The following is a 25018-nucleotide window of genomic DNA, read 5'->3' on the forward strand; positions in this document are numbered from 1 at the left end:
GGCATCGCCGTCATACACATAAGTCAGATGCATGGGCGCGCCCTTGTAATTGTAAGCATATTCCGGATGATCGTAATTATCCGCCTGTGTATAGCGCCAGTAATCGTCTTGCGTTGAGGGTTGCACAAAATCCCACGCATTCGAGTTCGATCCGCCAGCAGGCACCCATTCACTGCCAGTCTTGCTGGTGATAAACCCGTTCTTGACCACGATATAGACTTCGTCGAGTTGTTTGGGATAGCCGGCGTCTGCCCTGCCATCGCCATCTGTATCGCCATTATTCCAGAATTCCATCTCAGTAATCAAAAAGTCGTCGTAATCACCCCGGGTCATAATCGAAGACTGCTTGCCATTGGGAGCAGGCACGGGAATCATCACGTCATTATCCGTGCCCGGCGTGGAATACGCATGCACCATCCGCTTCACCGAAATGCCCGAAGCCTGCGCCCAGCCCGTCACCAGCAGATTCTCGCCGAACAACTCGGGCGACAAACGCGGATCATTGTGACTGACGCCATTTGAACGCATCTGATTCAGCCCTGCGCGCACCCTTCTGTAGGATGACTCCAGCATCTGCTTGAATGACTCTTTGTTCAGCGGATAAAACCCATAGCCCCAGTTGTAATAATCTATTGGCTCCACTTTGTCGGGACCAGGCGGAAAACCGCGTTGTCCCAAACCACCATAGGTGGCGACAGCATACTGGTATTCCACAGGCTCGCCATTCACAAAATGGTGCGTGATCTTCATATTTCTCATGCGGGGCCAGTAAAGCGCGGCATTTTGTCCGTAATTGAACAGATTAAAAGGACGAGCGCCAGACCGCCACACAGACCGCCAGATCGCTGCAATGCTCTCGACATTATTGCGCGGATTGTGCTGGATTGGAAAAACATCTGCGGATGGCTGGCGGGGACCTCCCTGAGATACAAACTTGCGTCCATCGTCTGTGCGTGCCATCACCCACACGCCATTGCCACGCGAATTATCCTGCCGATTAAATCGGTTTACAATACCTGACCGATAGGTAGAGATCCACCGTCCGGGATAAGACATACCCACTTCGGGACCAAAGACGTCGCCGCCATCCAGCGAATGCCCCAGGGTGCCATTGTTGCGCATCGACAACCAGAGTTTCCCGCGATTGGTCGTGCGGCGGCGCGTGCGCTGCTGCGCGTCGGCATCGATCACTATCCATAACTCCGATGCACCCCACAGCACCACAAAGGCGAGCAACACCCGCGTAAATCTCTTAAATATCCGTTGCATAAGCTAACTCCTTATTATATAGCGGTCAGCAATCGGCTTTCCCGCTGACTGCTGACCGCTGAAAGCCGAGCTTTAGAATCTCGTCCTCAAACCAAAATGGAACTCGCGAGGTGAATCCTGGTGGCGCAGATAATCACCCACATCGCCATATTGAATATATTCGGGGTTGTCCGGCAGTGGCGTGTAAATCACACCCCACTCCACGTACTCGGCACCCACCTCCACCAACTGATTATCCACGCGATAACTGATATGCGGGTCTCTCTGGTTGAAAAGATTAAAGGCTTCGAAGAAAGCCGTCACGCTCGCGCGCCTGTTAAACTTAAACGTCTTCTCAAAATTGATATCCGTGCGCGTGTGAATCGGGCCATTGTAGAAGCCTTCGCCGCCTCTTTCCGGCGGAGAATAGAAGAACCTGCGACCCGTGAACAGGCGATACACCACATTCAGGCGCAGATTTTCAAACGGATTGAAGCCCACAAACCGCGGACCAAATTTGTCGGGCGATGAAAACATAAAGGTCACCGTGCCAAAATTGGTTCGGTTCAGGTTGGCAGGCCGAAACTCCTGAGACTGGTTATTGCGCTGCAACCAGGTCGAGGCACCTTTGCCATCCCAGTTGAGGAGGCTGTTTTCCGGATCCAGCGACCAGTTGTTGCGCCCAACAGCATCTTCGATCAGTTCGAGCTGATTGCGCGTGTTGTTGCCAAAGGCATTTCCACGTGAAAAGCGCGTAATACCATCCATAGGCCGCGGGAATTCTTCGCCGGTATCACTGCCATTGACGATACCGGGACCAGTGACACCCTCGCCGATGAAGTCACCGTCGCCGTTGGAATCGTGTGTCCACTCATACCAGTAATGCGACAAATAATTGCCATCGTTGTCGATATAGCCAGCATAATTGCCGAAATTCGACGGATTCTTGGTCGCCAGCCTGTCTGGATTGACATAGTGATGGCCGCGAACGCCCGAGTTGCCATTTTCAACCCACTGCACATTGTAGGCAATCGTAAACGCCGTCATGTAGTTGAATTTCTTTTTTACCGACAACTCAAAGCCGCGCGTGTCGCGGTTATTCGTCTGACCCGATGCATTCACCGACCTTTGATGCTGCAAACCCTGAGATTGGTGACGATAGCTACCACCACTGCGGCGGTTGATCTGTTGCTTGTAATACGCCGTCAAACCCGCCGTGTAATCCGTGATGAAGTTCCAGTCTGCACCCACTTCAAAACTCGTGGTCACCAGCGGCACAATTTTTGGCCATCCCCACTGCCCCGCATCTACGACATCCAGTGTGTTGTTTATCTCAGACGGGTCAATCCGACCATTCTGGTTCAAATCCAGAAACTCCTCTTCGGTGCGGTAGCTGTGTGAGAAAATCCACCAGAACTGCTCGACCTGTTCGAACTTGCCAAAGGTGAAGTGCATCGCACTGCTCTCCGTAATCGGATGCGACACACCCACGCGCGGCGAAAAGACATGGATTGCTTGCGGACGATAGGTCGGCATGCCCTCGATCTTTGTCGGATCGTGGTACCTGTACATAGAAAGAAAAAATTCCGATTGCGGCATCTCAGTATTCGGGCTCCAGCGCAAGCCGCGCAAACCCACATTTACCACAATCCCTTCAAACTCCATCTTATCCTGGAAATACACAGCGTATTGACGCGGCACCACGCCGACCTGGGGATTGTTGAACTGGCTGTAATATCGCTCTATCAAACCCCTGAAGTCGTTTTTGTTGCGCGAGAAGCCCCAGTTGTCGTAGAACAAAAAGTCAATACCCGTTTTAATGAAGTGTCCCTTGGTCACCTGGCTCGAATAATCGACCTTGAGCTGATAGCGGTCGCGCTCTGAATTTGTCCAGTTCACCACCGGGCGGCCAATATAGAACCAGCCAGAGTCATTGCCAATACCCGGCTCGACATAGGGCTGACCTGTATTGAACGGCAGTTCCGTATTCACCTCAGATGTGCGGGAATACGAGAACCGAATTTCGTAAAAGGTGCGCGCCGATAGCGTATGCGTCAAAGACGCGTAATTCATAAAATCGCGCGTGCGCAACTTGCCAGCCCCGGAGTATTCCGCAGGCACGAAGAGGTTGCGACCAGAAGAGTTCATATTCTTGCGCGAACCCTGTTCGATGCGCCGAATAACACCCGGATTGTACCGAGATCGCTGATTGAACAGAGACCCATAGTTAAATTTGACGTTGTTACCCGGGCGATACGTCAGCTTGAAGTTCGTGCGGTTGTTGAACGGTGATATCGCCGTGGGCGCGGGAAAAGACGATGGATTGCGATTCATCGAAGACGTCAGCGTGAAGCCAATTCTTCTCATAATCGGACCGCCCAGCATTGCTTCGCCGCGACCACCCCACACGCCCGTGTAATCCTGGCGCACGTGAACCTTGCGCTGAACATCGTCGGTCGCAAACTGAGAATCAGTTATCTCGCCCGTCTGATTGTCGTGCCCCAATGTCCCGTCGGGACCGGGATACCACGCTTGCAAGTTTTCCCACTCGGGATTGCCCCACTGCATCCTGCCGCGATGCACGGGCGCTTCATACACATTTGCTCCCCAGTGCTTTTGCCCGGGAGGCGTAATGCGATATTCGCCTCTACCTGTGTACCTCTGACCGCCCTCTTTGGTCACCACCGAAACGACAGAACCAGCATTGCCATATTCGGCATTCATCCCACCACTCAACACGGTCAGTTCTTGCACGGCACTCGTGTTTACGCCCTGAAAACGCGTAAATCCGGCGCGCGCATCGTTATTCACCACGCGCACCCCATCGACCATATACGCCGTCTCCCAGAAGTTGCCACCGCGAACACTCTCCTCCTCATCGGGGGTCACGCCTGCCTGCAACTCCACAAAGTCCGACATCTCGCGCACGATCGGCAACGACTCGATCTCTTCTGCAGTAATAACGGACTTACTCTCCGTCTTGTCGTGCTCAACTGGCGGACGCTCGGCAACGACGATCATCTCGCCCAATTGGAGCGCTTCTTCCCGCATCTCGAAGTTCACCGTCGTGGTATGGTCAACATTGACGATCACACCCTGGCGAACAGACTTTGAATACCCCATCATAATGGATTCAATATCATAGGTTCCCGGCGGAATATTAATGATGAAGTATTCACCCTCCCCATCGGTGATACCGGCGCGTTTCACGCCATCGATATCGATCACCACATTGGCACCGGGCAACGGATCACCTGTAGCCTCAGTGACCCGTCCACTAATTTTACCCGTTGTGGCCGCTTCTGCCAATCCGGTGCTGATCGCCAGAGCGACCAACAGACCCAGACAACACAATAATCGCTTACTCATTTACGACCCTCCATAAAAAATGGTGAGTGAGGATAGTCCAGTTCTCCATCCTGAAGAACTGAATCTCTGTTTTACTCAAAATAATATTTAAAACTCACGCCAGCATCCACAGTCCCTATCGGAAATGCCTTGTTCATCCCCCAGGCGGTCAATGGATTGACCTCGCCAAAAATGAGATTGTAGCGCACGCGAAAATCAAGCCCATAAGAAGCACCCAGCGATCCCTCAAAACCCGCACTGACGGGAATCGTCCACGCCGTGCGCGTATCCTCTGTGGGCACCAACCCGTGCAACAACACCTGACCATTGACAACCAGGCCGATATTATCAATCTGGGCTTCGGTCAGATTCTTGGTATCCAGGGAAGAGTTCGAATTGCCCGGATATACCAGCGACACCTGCACGCCGCCGCGATCTACCTCTGCTGGAATATCGCGATTGATCGGAGCAATCAGGCCGCGCACCTTGTGGCTATAATCGTAAAAACCAAGGCCCAAACCCAGATAAGGCGACCACTTGCGTTCGGACATGGTCTCGGCATTTTCCCTGAAAAACCACAGCCAGTTTGAAGCCACGCTATTCCAGGTCATCTCAGAATCCGCCTCGGGACTTGGGACCTGACGGCCTTTGTATTCGAACGTGCGACCGGGCAGATTTGAATTGCGAAACTTCGAGTAGTGATACTCCACCTCTGTGGTCAAACGCGGAGAAATCACATAACTCACATTCAAGCCGAACTTCAAATCACCAGCATACCAGCCGCTCAAAGGACCTGTTGGCTGGTGATAGTTCACCAATCCGCCAATAGCCCACAGGTCTGCATCGCGGGCATCAACGGAAGATACAGCAAATAAGAAAACCCCGGCGTACAAAACTAAAAATCTTTTCAAAAGTGCCTCCTTGGGTTTGGGGTGAGCAAAAAGAGAGGACATTATAATGCCGAATAATCGGCAAGACAAGCGATTTATAAAGCACGCAACAAGCCAAATCAGGCTTCCGGAAAAGCATCCAAAACCATGGTGAAAATCGAGATTATCTCGCGTTTTTGTACGCGAAAATTATATATATCCCATTCTAAGACAACAGTTTATGGAAATGATAGATTCTGAAAATCTTATGAATTGCAACCCAAAGAATAAGAATCTCTAAAATGTCATATTAAGCGTAAGCAAATAGAAATAAAAGAGTTAAAACAACCTTGTCAACGAAAAGTTTGTTAAAATTTGTAACAAGACAACTATTTTGATTTATAGAGCTCACTGGTCTTGAAAAAAATGACACTCAAAACCTTCTGGATCGCGGCTCAAAAACATGCCGCGATGACGGCTCGATTGATAAGCTCGATTGATATTAAGGTTAGCGCATTTTCAAAATCCGATTGATCGCTGTCCCACTCAATTTCCTTTCAAAACGCGGCCCGTATTTGGCGACAACGCGCGAGGACACATAAGTCGCGAGCCGCGCAGCCTGAGCCGCGTCATACCCCTGGGTCACAGCAAATAAATACGCACCGGCAAACGAATCGCCCGCACCATTGGTATCCACAGCTTCAACCTCAAAACCCGGCGCCTGCAACACATCGCCACCGTCGCAAACCCGGGCACCCTCCGCACCATACGTCAGAGCCAAACCGCCCACTCGTTGTCGCAACGCGTCAAAAGCCTCTTCCGCCGTCTCCGCACCGGTAAATATCATGCCCTCATCCTCATTGCAAAACAGCATATCCACGCCTGCATTGACCAATGCTGTCATCCTATCCTTAAAAGCAGCCACAATAGACGGATCGCTCAGAGTGAGTGCGACCTTTGTACCACGCGCCTGCGCCACCTTTTGCGCCATCTGTGCCGCTTCAAAGCCATCGTCTGCCGCAACCAGATAACCCTCAATATAAATATACTGACTGTCGGCAATCACAGCATCCTCAACCTGCGCCACACCAAACGTACTCGTAATCCCCAAAAATGTATTCATCGTGCGATCAGCATCCTCCGTAATCATCACCAAACACTTGCCCGTAACCCCTTGCCCGCGATGTGAAGGATTGCACGCCACTCCCGCAGTATTGAGATCGCGAAGATAAAACTCGCCATCGGCATCCTCAGCCACCTTGCATCCGTAATAGCCCCGTCCACCACAATTGGCCAACGCGATCATCGTATTGGCTGCCGAACCGCCCGACGAACGCGCCATCTCCTTCCCGCCCAAAGCATCGATCAACGCGCGCTGGCGATCTCCGTCAATCAGCGTCATCACACCCTTGTCAATCCCCATCGCCTCAAAAAACGACGGATCAACCCGAAACTGGATATCCACCAGCGCATTGCCCAGCCCATACACATCGTATTGACGCATGGTTTCTCCTCGCTAAAAAAACTGTGTAACATTAAAAAACTCTATATGTCGTTATCCCACAATATTAAAATTATACATACCCATAAAAAAATCCCCGACAGCTTTGAACTGCCGGGGATTTTTTTATGGATGTAACCTGTTGGGGGTGCGAGACAAAAAAGTCGTCTCGCGCACAGAGGACAAGCCGAGCATAACCATAAGCAAACGCGACAGGCCAAAACCAAATCCCCCGTGCGGAGGACATCCGTACTTAAAAAAATCGAGATAAAACTGAATAACCCTTAAATCCAGCCCTTTCTCTCTCGCCTGCGCCCTCAGAACATCGGGACGGTGTTCGCGCTGCGCCCCTGTAGTAATTTCCACACCGCGATAGAGCAGATCAAAGCTCCTGGTCAACTCAGGCTGGCCCGGATGACGCATGTGGTAAAATGGCCGCACAGACACCGGGTAGTCTATCACAAAGACATAATCGCAACCCCGGGTTTTGCGGATATACTCACCGAGCAAACGCTCGCCCTTTGGATCGAGATCGCCTTCTCGCTCTGGCGCGTGGCCCTGTTCGAACAACACTGCCAATGCCTCAGCCATCGTGATCCGCGGAAAAGGCAACGCTGGCACCGTGAGTTCAACGCCGTAATTTTCGGCAATCTCATCACCATATTTTTCTCGCACCGTATAAATGACCTGCTGAAGCCACGCTTCTTCAAATGCCATCACATCCTCGTGACTATCAATCCATGCGATCTCGACATCCACACTGGTAAACTCCGTCGTATGGCGCGAGGTAAATGAGGGATCGGCGCGAAAAACCGGCGCAACCTCAAACACGCGATCAAAACCAGACGCCATCGCCATCTGTTTGTAAAACTGAGGCGATTGCGCCAGATAGGCTGTGGTGTTGAAATACGGCAGCGCAAACAACTCAGCCCCTGACTCACTGGCTGTACCCATCAGTTTGGGAGAGTGGATCTCGATAAAATGATTCTGCATCCAATACTCGCGCATAGCTTCTTCAACAGTAGTTTGTATCTCAAAAATCAACCGACTGCGCGGAACGCGAAGATCGAGATGCCGCCAATCCAGCCGATGGTCAATACCCGATGCACTTTCGGAAAACGGATCCAGAGGCAACGGCGCTTCAGCTACATTGACAACGCACAACTCTGCAAGCTGAATCTCAACACCCCCCAGACGAACACCTGTATTTTCGACAACGCGTCCGCTTATGGATATCGCCGATTCTCGCGTAAGAGCAGAAACCCGCTCTGCCAACGCCCCTGTCTTTTCGTGAACGACCTGTACACTTCCCGTGCGATTTCTCAAAATGAGAAACTGGACATGCTTTTGATCGCGCAGGGTATGCACCCATCCCTGAAGGGTAACAGTTTGATCGATATATTTGGAAAGTTCAGATATTGCGATGTATTTCATGACAGACTCCTTTTGGTTTTCAGGCACAAAAAAAGCCCGTTGTCACATCTTTTTGACAACGGGCACTTTACTCTACATGCTGGCACAAGACGACCTATGCCGGTCCAGCCCGTCGCCGGATCGGATTATTATCGTCATTATTATTGCCAGAAAACTGAGCGATTTGGAAATAGTGTATATGTATGGTATTCATCTTAAACTCTTCTCCCGCCAAAAACAGCGAGTTCAAAAAGCTTGAAATAACAATCTACATCTGAAAAACCAATGGCTCTGAGCCAATCGCATTGATCTTCAACAGACGCGAGAATATTCGCCTGTTTGTCATCGCGATAATAATAAGCCCGCGCAATTTCATCGCGCGATGCTTCCGGGTCTCGCTGGGTAACAGAATCGTAAAGCGCGTCAATAAAGCGATCTGCAAAACGCGACTCAACCCACTTCGACGGAGAGCGGACATGCTCGACATTGACAAACACGCCATTGGGAGAAAGCAGATCAAAAATCTCGCCATAAACCTCGCGCTTGCGCTCATCGCTCTGGTGATGAATTGAAAAACCCGACACAATCGCATCATAAGGCGCGTCATCTGCAACCAGACTGAGCCAATCGGACGTCGCATAATCCCCAATAACAAAACGATGCTGTGAAGCCGTTCCCCCAAACCGTTTCCGCGCAGCCTCGATCATAGCCTCAGAAAAATCAACAAACACGCCGCGTGCATCCGGGTGGTATTCAATAACCGCAGCACCGAGTATGCCATCCCCACAACCCAGATCCAGCACAGTATTTACCCCGTGGTCATCCGCATTGATCACCCGACACATAACCGCAATCTGCTCATCGGACAGCGGAATTGCCTGCCGAATATTCTTGAGATATTTCTGCGCCAGATCCCGCGCCTGCCAGGCTGTATCTTTGCGTTTACTCATGATTTCAATACCCCACTGCCAGACCATCCTTGCGGGGATCAGAAGCCGCGCAATAACCGTCGTCCAATTTATAAATGAGTTGACCCCCGCCATATCCAATAGCTGGTGGAATTTGGACATCGTGCCCGCGGGCGCGCAGATCGTCGAGCACACCTGCATCCACGCCAGGCTCAATCCCCACACCCAAGCCACCAAAAACCTGCCATCGGGGCGCATCGCACGCAGCCTGCGGATTTTGACCATAAGCAAAAATCCGAATCATCATCTGCGCGTGACCTTGCGGCTGCATATGCCCCCCCATAACGCCGAAAGACATCACCGGTTGGCCCTCTCGAGTCGCAAACGCCGGAATAATCGTATGATACGGCCGCTTGCCACCATCCACGCGATTGGGATGGCCCTCCGTCAAAACAAAACCCGCACCCCGGTTCTGCATACTAATACCCGTATCCGGAATCACAATACCAGATCCAAAGCCCATATAATTGGACTGAATAAACGAAACCATCATCCCATTTTCATCTGCCGCCGTGAGATAAACCGTATCGCCACGCGGCATGCCAAAAGCGGGCACCCCCGCCCTTTTCAAATCAATCAACCTCGCGCGCTGCGCCAGATAATCCGGATCGAGCAATTGCGCGAACTCAATATCCCTCGTACCTGGATCAGATACATACCTGTGCGTATCGGCATACGCCAACTTCATCGCCTCAATCTGAAGATGTAAACTATCCGCCGAATCAACAGCATACCCGGACAAATCCCAATACTCCAGCATCCCCAGTGCAATAAGCGCCGCAATACCCTGACCATTTGGCGGAATTTCGTGCAACGTGTAATCCCCAAAATCCACCGTCATCGTATCCACCCAATCTACCCGATGCTCTGCCAGGTCTCCTTCCGTCATCGCACCGCCAGTGCGTTTTGCATGCGCCGCGATCTTCTCTGCCAAATCGCCCGAATAGAACGCCTCTCCACCAGTCTCCGCAATGCGCTCAAGCGTGCGCGCCTGTGCTTCACACATAAATTTTTTTCCAATTTTGGGCGCGCGTCCCCCGGGTGCAAAAGTCGCCATCCAATCCGGCATATCGCCGTAATTATACACAGCCTGCGCCCAGCTATGTCCCGTAATAGGCGAAACCACAAAACCATCGCGCGCATAGTGAATCGCGGGTCCAAACAACGCCTCAAACGGCAACACGCCAAACCGCTCTGAAAGCGAGGCCCACGCCGAAACACAGCCCGGCACAGTCACGGCATCCCAGCCGCGCTGGGGCATCACCGCGTGCCCTGCAAATAATTCGGGCGACCACGCTTTTGGGGAACGCCCCGATGCGTTGAGACCGTGTATTTGCTCACCATCCCACAAAATGCAAAACGCATCGCTACCTATACCATTCATATTGGGTTCAACAACCGTAAGCGCCATCGCTGTCGCCAGAGCAGCATCTACGGCATTGCCACCATTGAGCAACATCTGCAACCCCGCCTGAGCGGCCAGCGGTTGAGAAGTCGCAACCACATTGCGCGCCATAACCGGCATGCGTTGGGAAGAATACGGAAAAGACCAGGACAATTCGGGCATAGATCTGCATCTCCTATATCAATTCAAAGTGATTCCTTTTATCACATCATTCATCAAATCATCGCCATCAACAGGTGCGCGCAGCGGCTCTGTAAAATTCAGCCGGTACCCATTGGGATCTATTACAATAACCTCGCGCGCATTCCACGGGCGATCGTGCGGACCGGAAACCTGGACATTGCCATCGCGTCGCACCCGATCGGCAATCGCGTCAACCGACTCGCGCAACACCGTAAAATTGAGTGTAACCCCCGCACCCCTTATGGACGCTATCAATGAGTTTGGTCCCTCCTCCATCAGAATCAAATCCGCATGAGGAGCCCACCGCAAATGCGACATAATGGGATCGCCCTGAGCACCTGGCATCTGTGAAACCAGAGAAAAACCGAGCGTATCGCAATACCATCGCGTAGATATATTGAGATCGTGAACCATCAGAGTTGTATAGGACGGCATCTGGTAGTCGAAATCGGATTCCACCTTGCATGTCCTTTCTCCCCAAAGGGGTAGATAGCCACCAACAAAAAAACCCGCCGAAGCATCTTCAGCGGGTTCGTTTTTTCAAGACTCATTTGCCCTTAAGTCTGTCGTCTCATTTTGAACCCGCCAATAATATTTTTGTCATTACCCGTAAAAACCGCGAGATTAATGCCACTTTCCGGGCACACATGGCCGTTGGCACGGACAAATGACATCTGCACGGATGCACTGATAGCGCAGTCATCCATTATCTGTTGGGTATTATACTGGTGGGTTACAAAAATCATACTACACTCTCAACTATATCTGCGAATAAAACTGAACGGAGCAGAAGATATATCAGGGGCATAGTAAAGTCAAGCGGGTTTTTTGTCTCTAACTAATTTAACCTTCAGGCGGCTTCCGATGAAACATGAGATCTGCAAATGCGCCTGTCACCTTACTACCCGTATTATCCGAGTCGGACATAAGATACACACGCACAACCTCTGCGGGTTCTTCATCGGGATAAAAGCGCTTGAAATCCTTATAAAAATTGCGCGACTCCCCAACCCATTGATTCACATTTTGATCCCCGCTCTCGGCAACAATGCGGTACCACTTATATTTGACAATTCCCAGCGCAACAGACGTCACCTGTGTCAGCGAAGTCTCTTCGGGTATGGTCCGCGTCCAGAGATAGGCAACTTCCCGCAACTTCCCTCTGGTATTGAGAACAGAAATACCGATCTTAGCTGCAAAATCATCGCCCGATTTCTGAATCTTGCCTTTGTGATCCGCTGTATCGCTATCATCAATCGTATTGCTAACCCGCCAGCGCCATGAAATATAGGGATACTCAGTCGCCGATATGAGATCGTACTTCCCCTGCGCCTGTTCGCGGACATCCTTCCCAAATCCCCTGGGCGGCCGATCACAGCGTTTGATCCAACCCTGACTGCGATCAACCGACAACGCCGTGCCATTCTTCGTCGGCACCTGCCAGAAAAGCGCAGCCGCATGATCGCTGCGAATCGCAAACACGCCATCTCGATGTTGCCCCGTAACATTCTCACCACAATCGTCCCAATCGCGCCGGAGCCAATCACCTCCCATATCTACAGCAACGCGATCCTGCGCTTGCACAACACACGGAAAAACAAAAAAGCCTATCTTGAACAAATTCCAAAAAATAGTACGAATCATAGATACCTTTTGTTGAAATATTGAAAACTAATTAAAACCGATCTTCGCGTGTGAGTCAAATTCACACCTGTTGTGGAAACACCACAGACAAGCGCGGTTTTAACGAAGATTTCATCCATTATACGCACAAATGCAATTTTCATACCAATAAAAAAAGCGCGACGGGAAAAAACCCGCCGCGCTTATGTGTTCAAATGGCAAATTGAAAACTACATCTCTGATGACTCTTCACCGTGGTGTTCGGACTTCTCTTTCATCTCGGACTTCTCCTGCGCCTCAGATTCCTTTTTCATCTGATCACGATCTCCACCTCGGCGGCCGCGAAACCAGCCGCGACCTCTGAACCGCGGACCATCGCCATCTCTGAAACCCGGACCACGACCTCTAAACCCAGGTCCCCCGCGACCTCTGAAACCCGAACCACCGCGACCGCGAAAACCCTCGCGTCCTCCTCGTCGCATCTCACCGAGCTTCTCTTTTTGTTCAGCCGTCAGCAAATTTCTAACATCAATATTGTGCTGAATTTCGCGCGCCATAATTTTCCCCTGCGCCGCCGTCACCGCATCGACCTTAGCCTGAATATCCGAAGCCGATGGATTATCCTGCTTCCGAATCTCACCCAAATCAATCCGCGCTTTCGCGTGTGCCGCGCGCAAATCGACCATCGCCTTTTGATGGGCAGAACGCAGACTATTCATCTTTTCCTTCTGCTCATCCGTCAGTTCCAGCGCCGCCATACCACCGCGCATACCGCGGCGTTTGCCCCTTTGGGCGTCTGCATGTTTCACAAAAGCGACACTTCCAATAATTCCAATAATGAAAACACCGATAACTGCGTAGATAATTTTGCGTTTCATGACACCTTGCTCCTCATGGTTAAACAGCAATTTCTAAGCATGCTGCCTGTTTGTAATAAAAAATCGAACAACCCTCGGCTGTGTTCAGGCCGGCATCTGCTCACAACGCGAAAGTCACGAATTATGGTGGCCCTCGGCGGGAACCGGGTGGACGGTCTCCCGGAGGACCGCGGCGGCCGCCACCTCGGCCGCGGAATCCTTGACGTCTATTTTTTTCCTCAAATTTTGCAAACTGCTCAGGCGTGAGAATAGTCTTCAACTTCTCGCGCAATTTTTGCTCCTGCGACCGCATATCTTCGCCAATTTTTCGGCGCATCGTATCAATCTCGCGCCGATGTTCCTGAAATGCAGCCCGCACAGCTTTCTTTTGCTCATCCGACAAATCGAGATCATAACCCATTCGATCAATCATGCGGTTGTAGTCATAAGGACGTCCACGCGGACCTGGTGGGCCGGGTGAGCGTAACAACTTGCGCTCGACAATAGTACCACACACCAGCCCCAGGGCAAAAATGCCCAAAAATAAAAGAACGGCCTGTGTGCGAGGTGAAAAAGAAAACATGATAGTCCCTTTGCAGTCGTTTACTCGGGATAGATAATCAGACTATCGGCTTGCACCTCCGACAGCACCATCTCAGTTTGCGAATCGAAATAATCGGACACCGTATTTGCCTCGGTATCTCCATTATCTATTAACACCATAAAAATAACAGCAGCCGCAGCGGCCAATGGCACGAGGCGTTTGCCCGCCCAGACCAGGCTATGCCATAAGCTCTCTTCCCGAATCTGTGCCTGAACGCCATCCCACAACCCCGGCGAAGACTCCATCGGACGCTGACTCAGGCGTCTTTGCACATGGCGAAGCAAATCGTATTCCGCGCGAAACTCTGCGTCTTCTGCTATCCGCGTTTCGATCTCGCGCGCGTGCTCCGCAGACAAATTACCGTCAACATAGAGCAACAATTTATCGCGATCAGTCATATCTCCTCCCCTTGCCATTCGCGGTACAGCGGCATAAGCAAATCGCGTAAACGCGCCCGTGCCCGCGAAAGCCTCGACTTAACAGTGCCGACAGAAACATCCAAAACATCGGCGATTTCCTCTTGAGAAAGATCCTCTATATCTTTCATAATCACCACTGCGCGATGCTCGGGCGACAGGTGATTGAGCACCTTCTGAATCTCCTCGCGCAAACCAATGCGCTCAATATCATTTTGCGGTTCATCCGTACCCAAAAACCGATCCAGTGCCATATCGCTCGCCTCTTGCATCCCCTCAATAGAAACCCGGTCGGGACGCCGTTTTTCGCGCTGGGCAAACGTGAGGCAAACATTGGTGGCAACGCGATACAAATACGTGTAAAAACTCGACCGCCCCTCAAACTTTCCCAGTGCTTTATACACTCTGACAAATGCCTCTTGCGCCGCATCCCTTGCCGCTTCCGGATCGCCGAGAATCGAACACGCCAGACCGTAAATTCGGTCTTCATAATGTTCAACCAGATGGCGGAAAGCCTGCACATCGCCTTTTTGGCATTGACGAATCAGATCTCGTTCATCAAAATCAGCCACTTATTTTTTCCTTTGACTCTGATATGAATAGATGTCCAAGGTTATCTTTTGGTCTATTCGTCTATTCGCTGATTCGTCTATTCGTTGATTCGTTGATTCGGATATCCGTTTCGCAGGATTAGACCACCAGATCAACACTCGCGTTCCCAATAAAACAAAAAAATGGACATCGCTTTGAGCAATGTCCATTTCCGGCAACACAGATGCCTATTCCGTAATAATATCGGCAAATGTCATACCCGAGGGAATCATGGGCAACACATGCTCTTGATACGGCACAACCACATCGAGCAAATAGGGACCACTGGAAGAAATCATGCGATCAATAGCCGGCACGAGATCCTCCTTGCGCTCCGCTCGTTCGGCAGGCACGCGAAAACCCTTTGCTATCGCCACATAATCGGGAAAAATGGCGTGACTCGGCGGAATATTCATATCTTCATGCGCCTGCGCTGCTTCTGGATCTCCAATAAACGTATGCCCGCGATTGCTCTTGTAAAAGCGATCCTCCCATTGCACCACCATACCCAGATGCTGATTGTTGAGAATCATAGTCTTAACGGGAATTTTCTCCGCATAAAGCGTCGCCAACTCCTGCACATTCATCGCAAAACTGCCATCGCCATCAATATCAATAACCAGCGCATCGGGAAAAGCCAATTGCGCCCCCAGCGCAGCGGGCAAACCAAAACCCATCGCCCCCAGACCGCCCGACGTGAGCCAACGGCGCGGCTCATCAAAAGGATAGAATTGCGCCGCCCACATCTGGTGTTGCCCCACCCCTGTGGATATAATGGCCTTACCCTGCGTCATCTTATAAAGCATCTCAATCGCATACTGGGGCAAAATGACATCTTCAACATCTTTGTATGTAAAGGGATACTTTGCCCTCCACGTTTCAATCTCATCACACCAGGCCTGATAATCGCCCGGCACGACAATACTGTTTAGCTCTTGCAGGGCATATTTAATATCGCTCACAATCGGCAAATGGGCGACCTTGTTTTTATTGATCTCAGAGGGATCAATATCGATATGCACAATGCGACCGTGTTTGCAAAACTCCTCGAGCTTACCCGTCACCCGATCATCAAAACGCACCCCAAATGCCAGCAACAAATCGGCGTGATTGATAGCGTAATTGGCGTAAACCGACCCGTGCATACCCAGCATTTGCAAAGACTGGGAATCCGTCTGAGGAAAAACCCCCAGTCCCATCAGCGTCTGTGCCACGGGAATGCGCGTTTTGCGCGCAAACTCGCGAAGCTCTTCCGACGCCTCGGCAGTCACAATACCCCCACCGGCATAAATAAGCGGGCATTTGGATTCTAAAATCGCCTGCGCAACCTCTTGCATTTGCGCGCGGCTGGCATGAAAATGGTTAGGGGTATAACTGCGAATAGAAACCGTCTCTGGAAAATCGGGCACACAAGCACTTTGCTGCACATTTTTGGGAATATCGATCAACACGGGACCGGGCCGCCCAGAAGAAGCAATGTAAAACGCCTCTTTGACAATTCGGGGAATATCTTCAATGCGGTCCACGAGATAATTGTGCTTCGTAATCTGCCGCGTCACCTCAATAATCGGGGTTTCCTGAAACGCATCGCGGCCAATAACAGCAGTGGGAACCTGACCCGTGATGGCAACAAGCGGCACAGAATCCATTTTGGCATCGGCCAGCCCCGTCACCAGATTGGTAGCACCCGGCCCAGAAGTTGCCATACACACCCCGACTTTGCCCGAAACTTTGGCATATCCCTCAGCCGCAAAAATTTCGCCCTGTTCGTGCCGGCACAACACAACCTGAATATTGGAACGCGTGAGGGACTGATGCATCTCCATACTGGCCCCTCCGGGATAGCCAAAGAGCACTTCGACCCCTTCGCGGATGAGACATTCAACCAGAATATCTGCACCCCTCATTTCACCAGAGGTGGAGCCAGATGCCGGAGTCTGGGATTTGCTCGCCATTGCAACAATCTCCTTTGTTAAACAAAAAACCCGTCATTGCATTGTAGCGATGACGGGACAAGATGTTTTTGCGATACGATCATCAATCCCATCATCACATAGGTACAAGTACTACAACACGGCCTACAACAGCCGTTGTAATTGCAATGTGGGATGTGGTGATCTGATGTGTCATAACTTTGTGCTCTCTTTCAATGGGAAAGAGAAGATACAGACTTGGTCCAGTTCTGTCAAGAAAACTCGCTTCTTACACCTCTCTACTATCCTTCTCACCCATCATATTAATCCGATCTCGAAGCTCGGCAGCGCGTTCAAACTCTTCGTTGTCAATCGCCTCGAGCAATTCTTTTTGCAGGCGTTCAGATTTCGTGAGGGGGCGCTGTTGCTCGAGCTCGTTGAGCAATTCGTTCAGAGACTCGACAGAGCGCTTTTTTTCAATACCAAATTCTTCTGCATCGACCTCTTCCAGATTCTCGATCTTGTCGAGCACATCTCGAATAATTTGGATACCCTTCGTAAAATCGTTCTCTTGTGATGCAATCATCACGCGCGCAATCGCGTGGATTCGCAAAACATAAGGCCACCATTTTTCGAGATTGAGACGATCTTTCTCCGCAGCAGCGTATTGATTGACAAAACGGAACAACTCCATGTTGCGCTGTGTATCGCGAATAACGCGGTCATAGTCTCGTATTTGGAGCAAAAAAACATATCGCTCGTAGAGCAGGCGGCTTTCATCAAACAGTTCACTACAGTGCGCCTTTTTCAGTGAAAAACCATCGGATGTACCGTGTTCTTCAATGAAATGATGAAGCCTATCGGTAAAATGATCCAGAGCAAACGCGCTATTGTGTGGTCTGCGTCCATCGGGACGCCCGTCGAGTTCCATCTGCAGAATGCCTTGAAATGGACCCTGATCTATGCGTACCTGAATCTTTTCAACGCCTTTGGACGAGAAAATTTTGCGAATGCTGTTTTTGGGGTCATAGGGCCAGTGCTTCAGCAAAGGGCCAATATCTTCAGTCATGGCAAGTTCCCCTGATATGTGGGAGAGACATCCCTTGAACTGCTGACGTTGAAAGAATACTCGAACCTATCGCGTTAGTAGGTACCAATCTAATTGCATTTGATTGCAGACGCAAGTATCATGTCAAGTGCGTGGCGTTCTTTCTTAAGAAATAAGACGTAAAAGCGAGAAGCAGGTTCCTTATTACGTCTCATATCTCACCCAAAAAAGGAAAAACAAATGGGAACAGAAAAAATTACAGGGACAATCTCTGAGTTCTTTAAGTTTAACGCCCAAAACACAGATTGGCGCACAGAAATAACAGGTGGGGTGACGACATTTGTGACAATGGCTTATATCGTAGCTGTAAATCCGGGCATCTTGTCCGACGCATTGGGCGTGGAATTGTTTCCCGAACTGTTATTTGCAACGTGTGCTGCTGCAGCAATAGCAACAATACTGATGGGACTTCTGGCAAATTATCCCTTTGCCCTGGCGCCCGGCATGGGCCTCAACGCATTTTTCACCTACACAATTGTACTGGGCATGGGTGTACATTGGAAATTGGCTCTGGGCGTGGTCCTCGCCTCCGGACTCTTGTTTTTATTATTGACCGTATTGCGAGTGCGCGAAGCGATTATCACAGCAGTGCCCCAACCCCTCAAACTCGCTGCCGCAGCGGGTATTGGACTATTTATAGCGTTTATCGGATTGAAAAATGCGGGGTTTATTGTCGATAATCAGGCTACATTGGTCAGCCTGGGCAATGTGTACTCAGGACCTGTTGGACTGGCACTGGTAGGACTCCTGGGCACGGCCATCATGCTAACGCGCGGCATCCGCGGTGCGATTTTACTCGGCGTGATCGGCGTCACCTTATTATCCATGATCTTTGGACTTACGCCGTGGCCAACGGGTGTCATAAGCCTGCCTGTCTGGCCCACCCATCTCTTTGGAGAAGCCATTTATCATCTGCCTCTCGCATTTCACACGGCAGTCATCGAACTCGTCTTTGCTTTTCTCTTTGTCGATCTGTTTGACACCATGGGCACACTGGTGGGATTATCAGAACGCGTGGGATTCCTGAACAAGCGGGGACAATTGCCGCGCGCCAACAAAGCACTGCTATCAGACTCTGTTGGAACCGTATGCGGCAGTGTATTGGGCACATCAACCGTGACGACCTATATCGAAAGTGCCGCGGGCATATCATCGGGCGCCCGCACGGGCTTTGCCAGCCTGGTGACTGGCGGACTATTCGTCTGCGCCCTATTCCTGACCCCTCTGGTCCAGGCCATTCCATCCTTTGCCACAGCACCCGCGCTCATAGTCGTAGGCGTCATGATGATGGCTCCTGCTGCGCGCATTGTCTGGGATGATATGTCGGATGCCGTACCCGCATTTCTGACGTTGATTGCAATACCCCTGACATTCAGTATTGCCGATGGGCTGGCGTTCGGATTTGTCGCCTATCCCATAATCAAGCGACTGAGCAAAAAAGGCTCTGAAGTACATCCGCTCATAGATGTACTGGCGATCATTTTTATCATCAAATATATCTTTATGGCGTGAGAGGTCTCGCCCCTGACCGCTGCATTTGTGCGTGACATTTGTCTTTTTTTTCTCTATTATCTTGAAATGATCATAAGAAAATATTAAGGAGGATTTTATGCGTGCATTGTGTGTAATCTGTCTCATACTGTGGAGCACCTGCCCGGTCATAGCTCAGGATCTCGGCAGCTTGACAGGCAAAGTGGAAGATGAGACGGGAGAAGCATTATTCGCTGCCAATGTCGTAGTCAAAGGACCGGCTATTGAAGGCATAAGGGGCGTAATCACCAATGAACAGGGAATCTATCTCATCGACCGCTTACCGCCTGGTACTTACGAAATCACCATCAGTTATATCGGCTATGAAACCCTGATAGCATCCGGCGTAGAAATCCGCGCTGGCGAAAGTACAACGCGAAATTTCAAGTTGACCGCTGTAGCCCTCATCGGTCAACAAGTGGTCGTATCGGCATCGCGCAAACAGGAAAAAGCCCTGGACGCGCCCGCTTCAATAGCAACGATCGATGCAGCCGAAATCAGAGACCGGGGCGTCTTGTCGCCGACTGAGCATATCAAAGCCCTGCCCGGTGTTGACTTTTCCAAAACGGGCATCTCACAAAGCAACGTGGTAGTTCGCGGATTCAACAATGTATTTTCCGGCGCGTTGCTCACACTCGTTGACAACCGCATTGCCCGCGTCCCTTCCCTGCGTTTCAATGCCTTTGATATGATACCGATTACCGGTGACGACATTGAGCGCATTGAAGTGGTATTAGGACCCGGATCTGCGCTTTACGGTCCCAACACCTCCAGTGGCGTCATGCACATTATCACCCGCTCGCCATTTGGATCGGAAGGCAACACAATTTCCATATCTGGCGGTCAGCGCAGTGTGCGAAGAATATCACTGCGGCACGCCAGCAGCCTCAACGACAAAATCGGGATCAAAGTTTCGGGTGTGCACAGTTCAGCCCATGACTGGGAGTACATCGACCCCCTGGAAGTCGATGCGCGCGGTTTTAATCCACGCGATTACAACTCAAAAAAGACATTGGGAGAACTCAGACTCGATTTTCGACCAACAGATGACCTGACAATCATAGGCTCAACGGGCTATACCAAAACAACCAGCATTGAATTAACGGGTTTAGGCGCGGGCCAGGCAAAAGACTGGACCTATAATTTTTATCAAGGCCGCCTGCTATATCGCGAGTGGTTCGCACAAATTTTCTACAACGCGAGTAATGCAGGTGGCACGAAATTGCTCATACCCGACGACCCAATTGTAGATAATTCAAATGTGATGGTCATGCAATTGCAACACAATGCCAGCCTGGGAGAAAAACAACACTTTGCTTATGGTGCTGATATGCTGCGAACCCGACCCGTGACAGGGGGCACAATAAATGGCATACATGAAGACATTGATAACATCGATGAATACGGAGTCTATCTGCAAAGTGAAACCAGCCTGAGCGATCAAATCGAGTTGGTATTGGCCGGGCGCATCGACACACACAGCCATGTTGAAGATCCATTTTTCTCACCCCGCGCAGCGCTGGTCATTAAACCCAGGCCACTCAACACCCTGCGATTGACGTATAACCGCGCATTTAGCACCCCCTCAACCACCAACTTATTTTTGGACCGGATCGGCGTCCCCGATCCCTTTGGGTTCGGGGCATTGCAATCGTCATTGGGATTTAATCCAGCAATTGACGTGCGCGCGCAGGGCACTGCCGGTACCGGGTTCACATTTCGCAGAGACGACAATGGCCTGCCCATGTATCGGACGCCCTTTGCGCCCATAGCGGGCTTGTCAAAAGATCACTACTTCTCGCTGCACAGTCCCCAAGGTACCAATTTGATGTGGGGCGCTGCCAGATCAATAATAATGAGTATCCTTTTGGCGGAACTGGAACCTCTCGCAACAGGGCTTTTCGTAGATCGGCTTGGACTACCACCAGATCAAGCGGCTGCGGTAGCCGCACAACTGGTCGGAGACTTCCCCGGGATTATACCAGAACAACTGCCGGGTTTGCAAAATACGGCTGGAACACTGAATACGGCAACAGCGAGTTTTGATCCCGAGCCCGACCTCGCCAATGCAGTGGCAGACATAAACAAAATCGCATCGACCATCTCAGAAACCTTTGAAGTGGGCTACAAAGGCGTCATCAATAACAAACTCATTTTGGCAGGCGACGTCTATCTAAGCAGAAAAAGAAATTTCACCAGCCCGTTGCGGATTGTAACACCCAGTGTGTTTCTCGCAGCCGGTCCCATGAGCGAAGCTCTCACAAACGGTATCACCGAGAACTTAAAAGACCCTGCCAATGCAAGTCTCGCAATTGCCATCGGTCTTTTAGATCAACTCAACCTGCCGGATCTGGGCCTGGTTGGCAATGGCAATGGAACAGGCATAGATGAACTGACGCAGTTATTCGTATCCAACGCCGCGGCGATCCCCTTTGGCACCATGTCTGCCGAACAGGCATCTGACCCCACTGCGGTAATGGTCGCATATCGCAATTTTGGTCGCATAACACTCTACGGTGCCGACCTATCGTTTGCGTATTACCCAAACGAAATGTGGACTTTTACCGGCAATTACTCCTATGTCAGCGATGATTGGTTCCCCAATTTAGACAACATCGGCGACATTGCCCTCAATGCACCCAGGCACAAATTTAACATCGGAATCGATTGCCAATTGCCCAATACACCGCTCACGATTCGCGGGAAATTGAGCTATCGCGGGAGTTTCCCCATGCAATCGGGTGTATATGTCGGCGATGTAGATGCTTATACTGTTTTGGACCTGAATGCCGCATATCAGTTGCCACTCTCAAATGATCAATTCAAGATCACCTGGAATGTAGAAGCCAGCAACGTGTTAAACCAGGAATATCGATCATTTATCGGTGCGCCATTTATTGGACGCCTGGTCTTAACTGGCCTGAATATTCGGTTCTAACACTTTTCCTGTCCCATCTGCACAAATAAACTCCAGATCATGGCGATAAGGAGGATTTGATGCGCGTATTGTATATCCTTGCTTTCGTACTGTGGAATGCTTACTCGGTCATAGCTCAGGATTTCGGCAACTTGACAGGCAAAGTGAAAACAGAGGACGGAGTGATTTTATTCGGCGCCAATATCATAGTCAAAGGACCGGCCATTGAGGGCGTAAGGCGCGCAATCACCAATGACCAGGGGGTCTATCGCATCGACCGCTTACCGCCGGGCATTTACGAAATCACCATCAGTTATATCGGCTATGAAACGGTGGTTGTATCGAATATAGAAATCCGCGCTGGCGAAAGTATAACGCGAGACTTTACCCTGACCGCCGTAGATCTCATTGGTCAACAAGTGGTCGTGTCAGCATCGCGCAAACAGGAAAAAGCCCTGGATGCGCCCGCTTCAATTTCAATAGTCGATGCATCTGAAATCAGAAATCGGGAAGTCTTGACCATGAGTGAATACGTCAAGACTCTGCCCGGCGTTGACTATGCTCAAACGGGCATTTCGCAAGGCAGCATGGTCGTTCGCGGATTCAACAGTGTATTTTCTGGCACATTGCTCACACTCGTTGACAACCGCATTGCCCGCATCCCTTCCCTGCGCCTCAATGCTTATGATTTGATCCCCCTTACCAGTGACGACATCGAGCGCATTGAAATCGTTCTGGGACCCGGATCCGCGCTTTACGGTCCCAACAGCGCCAATGGCGTCATGCACATTATCACCCGCTCGCCATTTGGGTCAGAAGGCAATACAATTTCCATAAGTGGCGGCCAGCGCAGTGTGCGAAAATTGTCATTGCGACACGCCAGCAGCCTCAACAACAAGATCGGGATCAAAGTTTCGGGTGGATATGTTGCAACCCACGACTGGGAATATGTCGATCCCCTGGAAGTGGAAGCACGCGGTTTTAATCCACGCGATTATAGCACAGAAAGGACAAATGGAGAATTCAGGCTCGATTTCCGCCCAACAGATGAGTTGACACTGATAGGGTCGGTGGGCTATTCAAAAATGAGCGGCCTTCAACAGACGGATTTGGGTGCGGGCCAGGCAAAAGACTGGACCTATAATTTTTATCAAGGCCGCCTGCTATATCGCGGGTGGTTCGCACAAGTCTTCTACAACACCAGCGATGCTGGTGACACGGAACTCATCACAGCCGGTGACCCAATTGTAGATAATTCATATTTGATGGTCTTGCAATTGCAACACAATGCCAGTTTGGGCCAGAAACAACACTTAGCTTATGGCGCTGATGTACTGCTCACCCGGCCCAAAACACAGGGCACAGTACATGGCATGCATGAAGGCATTGACGACATCGATGAATACGGGATCTACCTGCAAAGCGAAACCAACCTGAGCGATCAAATCGATCTGATATTGGCCGGACGCATAGACAAACACAGCCATATCGAAGATCCGTTCTTCTCTCCCCGCGCAGCACTGGTCATCAAACCCAACTCGCTCAACACCCTGCGATTGACGTATAACCGCGCATTTAGCACGCCCTCAACCCCAGACTTATTTGTAGATCGGGTTGGCGTCCCCGATGTCTTTATGCTGGGAACAAATTTCAGTCCGGTATTGGGATTTAGTCCAGAAATTGACCTTCGCGCACAGGGTAATGCCGGTACGGGATTCACATTTCGCAGAGACGACAATGGCCTACCCATGTTTCGGACGCCCTTTGCGCCCATAGCGGGCTTGCCAAAAGATCACTACTTCTCTCTGCACGATCCCCAGGCTACCAATCTGATGTGGAGCGCTGCCAGAGGAGTAATACTGGACGGTCTATTGGCGGAACTGGAACCTCTGGCAATAGAGCTTCTCGCAGACGGACTTGGGCTATCACCAGATCAGGCTACTGCAATGATCGAACAACTCGTCGGGATATTTCCCGGAGTTATTCCAGAACAACTACCGGGCTTGCAAAATACAGCTGCGATACTGAATACGGAAACGCAGGGATTCGATCCCATACCCGACCTCGCCAATGCCGTGACAGACATAAGCAAAATCGGATCGACCACCACAGAAACCTTTGAATTGGGATACAAAGGCATCGTCAAAAACAAACTCATTCTGGCAGCCGATGTCTATCAGACCAGAATCAAAAATTTTGTCAGCCCATTGCGGATTGAAACGCCCAACGTATTTCTCGCACCCGGTCCCTTGAACGAGGCTCTAACAGACGCGATTACCGAAAACTTGAAAGACCCCGCCAATGCAAGCCTCGCACTCGTCCTTATTTTTTTAGATCATCTCAATGAGCCAGAGTTCGGGTTGGTCGGCAATGGCAATGGGACAGGCATAGATGAATTGACGCAGTTATTTGTATCCAACGCCGCGCTGATCCCCTTTGGCACCATAGCACCCGAACAGGCAGCAGACCCCACCGCAGTAATAGTCACACCTCGCAATTTTGGTCGCATAACACTCTACGGTGC

The 25018-nt window shown here is 50.7% G+C and carries 19 protein-coding genes; 3 read left to right on the forward strand and 16 right to left on the reverse strand.

The window, feature by feature from the left end:
* From OXG87_00900 to OXG87_00975, 16 genes are all read right to left on the reverse strand, one after another.
* Positions 1-1269 (reverse strand): hypothetical protein (locus OXG87_00900; protein ID MCY3868078.1); only part of this gene is annotated, 1269 nt, incomplete at its 3' end.
* Positions 1270-1341: 72 nt separating this feature from the next.
* On the reverse strand, positions 1342-4617 hold the full coding sequence (locus OXG87_00905; protein ID MCY3868079.1) for a carboxypeptidase regulatory-like domain-containing protein: 3276 nt from the start codon (positions 4615-4617) through the stop codon (positions 1342-1344).
* 71 nt (positions 4618-4688) lie between these two features.
* Positions 4689-5507 carry a hypothetical protein gene (locus OXG87_00910; protein MCY3868080.1) on the reverse strand — a complete coding sequence of 273 codons (819 nt, stop codon included), beginning with the start codon at positions 5505-5507 and terminating at the stop codon, positions 4689-4691.
* 466 nt (positions 5508-5973) lie between these two features.
* Positions 5974-6969 (reverse strand): adenosine kinase, encoded by a 996-nt coding sequence (locus OXG87_00915; protein ID MCY3868081.1) that lies wholly within the window; start codon positions 6967-6969, stop codon positions 5974-5976.
* A 123-nt stretch (positions 6970-7092) separates the two neighbouring features.
* Positions 7093-8400: an aspartate--tRNA(Asn) ligase gene (gene aspS, locus OXG87_00920; GenBank protein ID MCY3868082.1), complete on the reverse strand. Its 1308-nt coding sequence runs from the start codon at positions 8398-8400 to the stop codon at positions 7093-7095.
* A gap of 194 nt (positions 8401-8594) precedes the next feature.
* Positions 8595-9329: a class I SAM-dependent methyltransferase gene (locus OXG87_00925; GenBank protein MCY3868083.1), complete on the reverse strand. Its 735-nt coding sequence runs from the start codon at positions 9327-9329 to the stop codon at positions 8595-8597.
* Between the two features lie 4 nt (positions 9330-9333).
* Complete coding sequence (locus OXG87_00930) at positions 9334-10914, reverse strand: gamma-glutamyltransferase family protein (GenBank protein ID MCY3868084.1); 1581 nt, start codon at positions 10912-10914, stop codon at positions 9334-9336.
* A gap of 18 nt (positions 10915-10932) precedes the next feature.
* Positions 10933-11394 (reverse strand): VOC family protein, encoded by a 462-nt coding sequence (locus OXG87_00935; protein ID MCY3868085.1) that lies wholly within the window; start codon positions 11392-11394, stop codon positions 10933-10935.
* 98 nt (positions 11395-11492) lie between these two features.
* Positions 11493-11681, reverse strand: a complete 189-nt coding sequence (locus tag OXG87_00940) for a hypothetical protein (GenBank protein ID MCY3868086.1) — start codon at positions 11679-11681, stop codon at positions 11493-11495.
* Between the two features lie 97 nt (positions 11682-11778).
* Positions 11779-12579 (reverse strand): DUF3047 domain-containing protein, encoded by an 801-nt coding sequence (locus OXG87_00945; GenBank protein ID MCY3868087.1) that lies wholly within the window; start codon positions 12577-12579, stop codon positions 11779-11781.
* Positions 12580-12788: 209 nt separating this feature from the next.
* Entirely contained in the window at positions 12789-13436 is a 648-nt protein-coding gene (locus tag OXG87_00950) for a periplasmic heavy metal sensor (GenBank protein ID MCY3868088.1), read from the reverse strand.
* A gap of 121 nt (positions 13437-13557) precedes the next feature.
* A complete protein-coding gene (locus tag OXG87_00955) occupies positions 13558-13998 on the reverse strand; it encodes a hypothetical protein (GenBank protein MCY3868089.1) in 441 nt (146 codons plus the stop codon).
* A gap of 20 nt (positions 13999-14018) precedes the next feature.
* Positions 14019-14417 (reverse strand): hypothetical protein, encoded by a 399-nt coding sequence (locus OXG87_00960; GenBank protein MCY3868090.1) that lies wholly within the window; start codon positions 14415-14417, stop codon positions 14019-14021.
* Positions 14414-15007, reverse strand: coding sequence for a sigma-70 family RNA polymerase sigma factor (locus OXG87_00965; protein MCY3868091.1), 594 nt, complete (start codon positions 15005-15007; stop codon positions 14414-14416). The genes OXG87_00960 and OXG87_00965 overlap by 4 nt, the downstream gene beginning before the upstream one ends.
* Positions 15008-15214: 207 nt before the next feature.
* Complete coding sequence (gene ilvB, locus OXG87_00970) at positions 15215-16981, reverse strand: biosynthetic-type acetolactate synthase large subunit (protein MCY3868092.1); 1767 nt, start codon at positions 16979-16981, stop codon at positions 15215-15217.
* 247 nt (positions 16982-17228) lie between these two features.
* The gene (locus tag OXG87_00975) at positions 17229-18008 is read right to left on the reverse strand and encodes a UvrB/UvrC motif-containing protein (protein MCY3868093.1); all 780 of its coding nucleotides are present in this window, start codon (positions 18006-18008) and stop codon (positions 17229-17231) included.
* Positions 18009-18254: 246 nt separating this feature from the next.
* On the opposite strand from OXG87_00975, the gene OXG87_00980 reads away from it, so the two are divergent.
* The 3 genes from OXG87_00980 to OXG87_00990 all read left to right on the forward strand — a co-directional run.
* On the forward strand, positions 18255-19559 hold the full coding sequence (locus OXG87_00980; GenBank protein ID MCY3868094.1) for an NCS2 family permease: 1305 nt from the start codon (positions 18255-18257) through the stop codon (positions 19557-19559).
* A gap of 97 nt (positions 19560-19656) precedes the next feature.
* Positions 19657-22515, forward strand: a complete 2859-nt coding sequence (locus tag OXG87_00985; GenBank protein ID MCY3868095.1) for a TonB-dependent receptor — start codon at positions 19657-19659, stop codon at positions 22513-22515.
* 59 nt (positions 22516-22574) lie between these two features.
* A partial coding sequence (locus OXG87_00990; GenBank protein ID MCY3868096.1) for a TonB-dependent receptor occupies positions 22575-25018 on the forward strand: 2444 nt, incomplete at its 3' end.

This window comes from Gemmatimonadota bacterium (assembly GCA_026706845.1).
Lineage (GTDB): Bacteria > Latescibacterota > UBA2968 > UBA2968 > UBA2968 > VXRD01.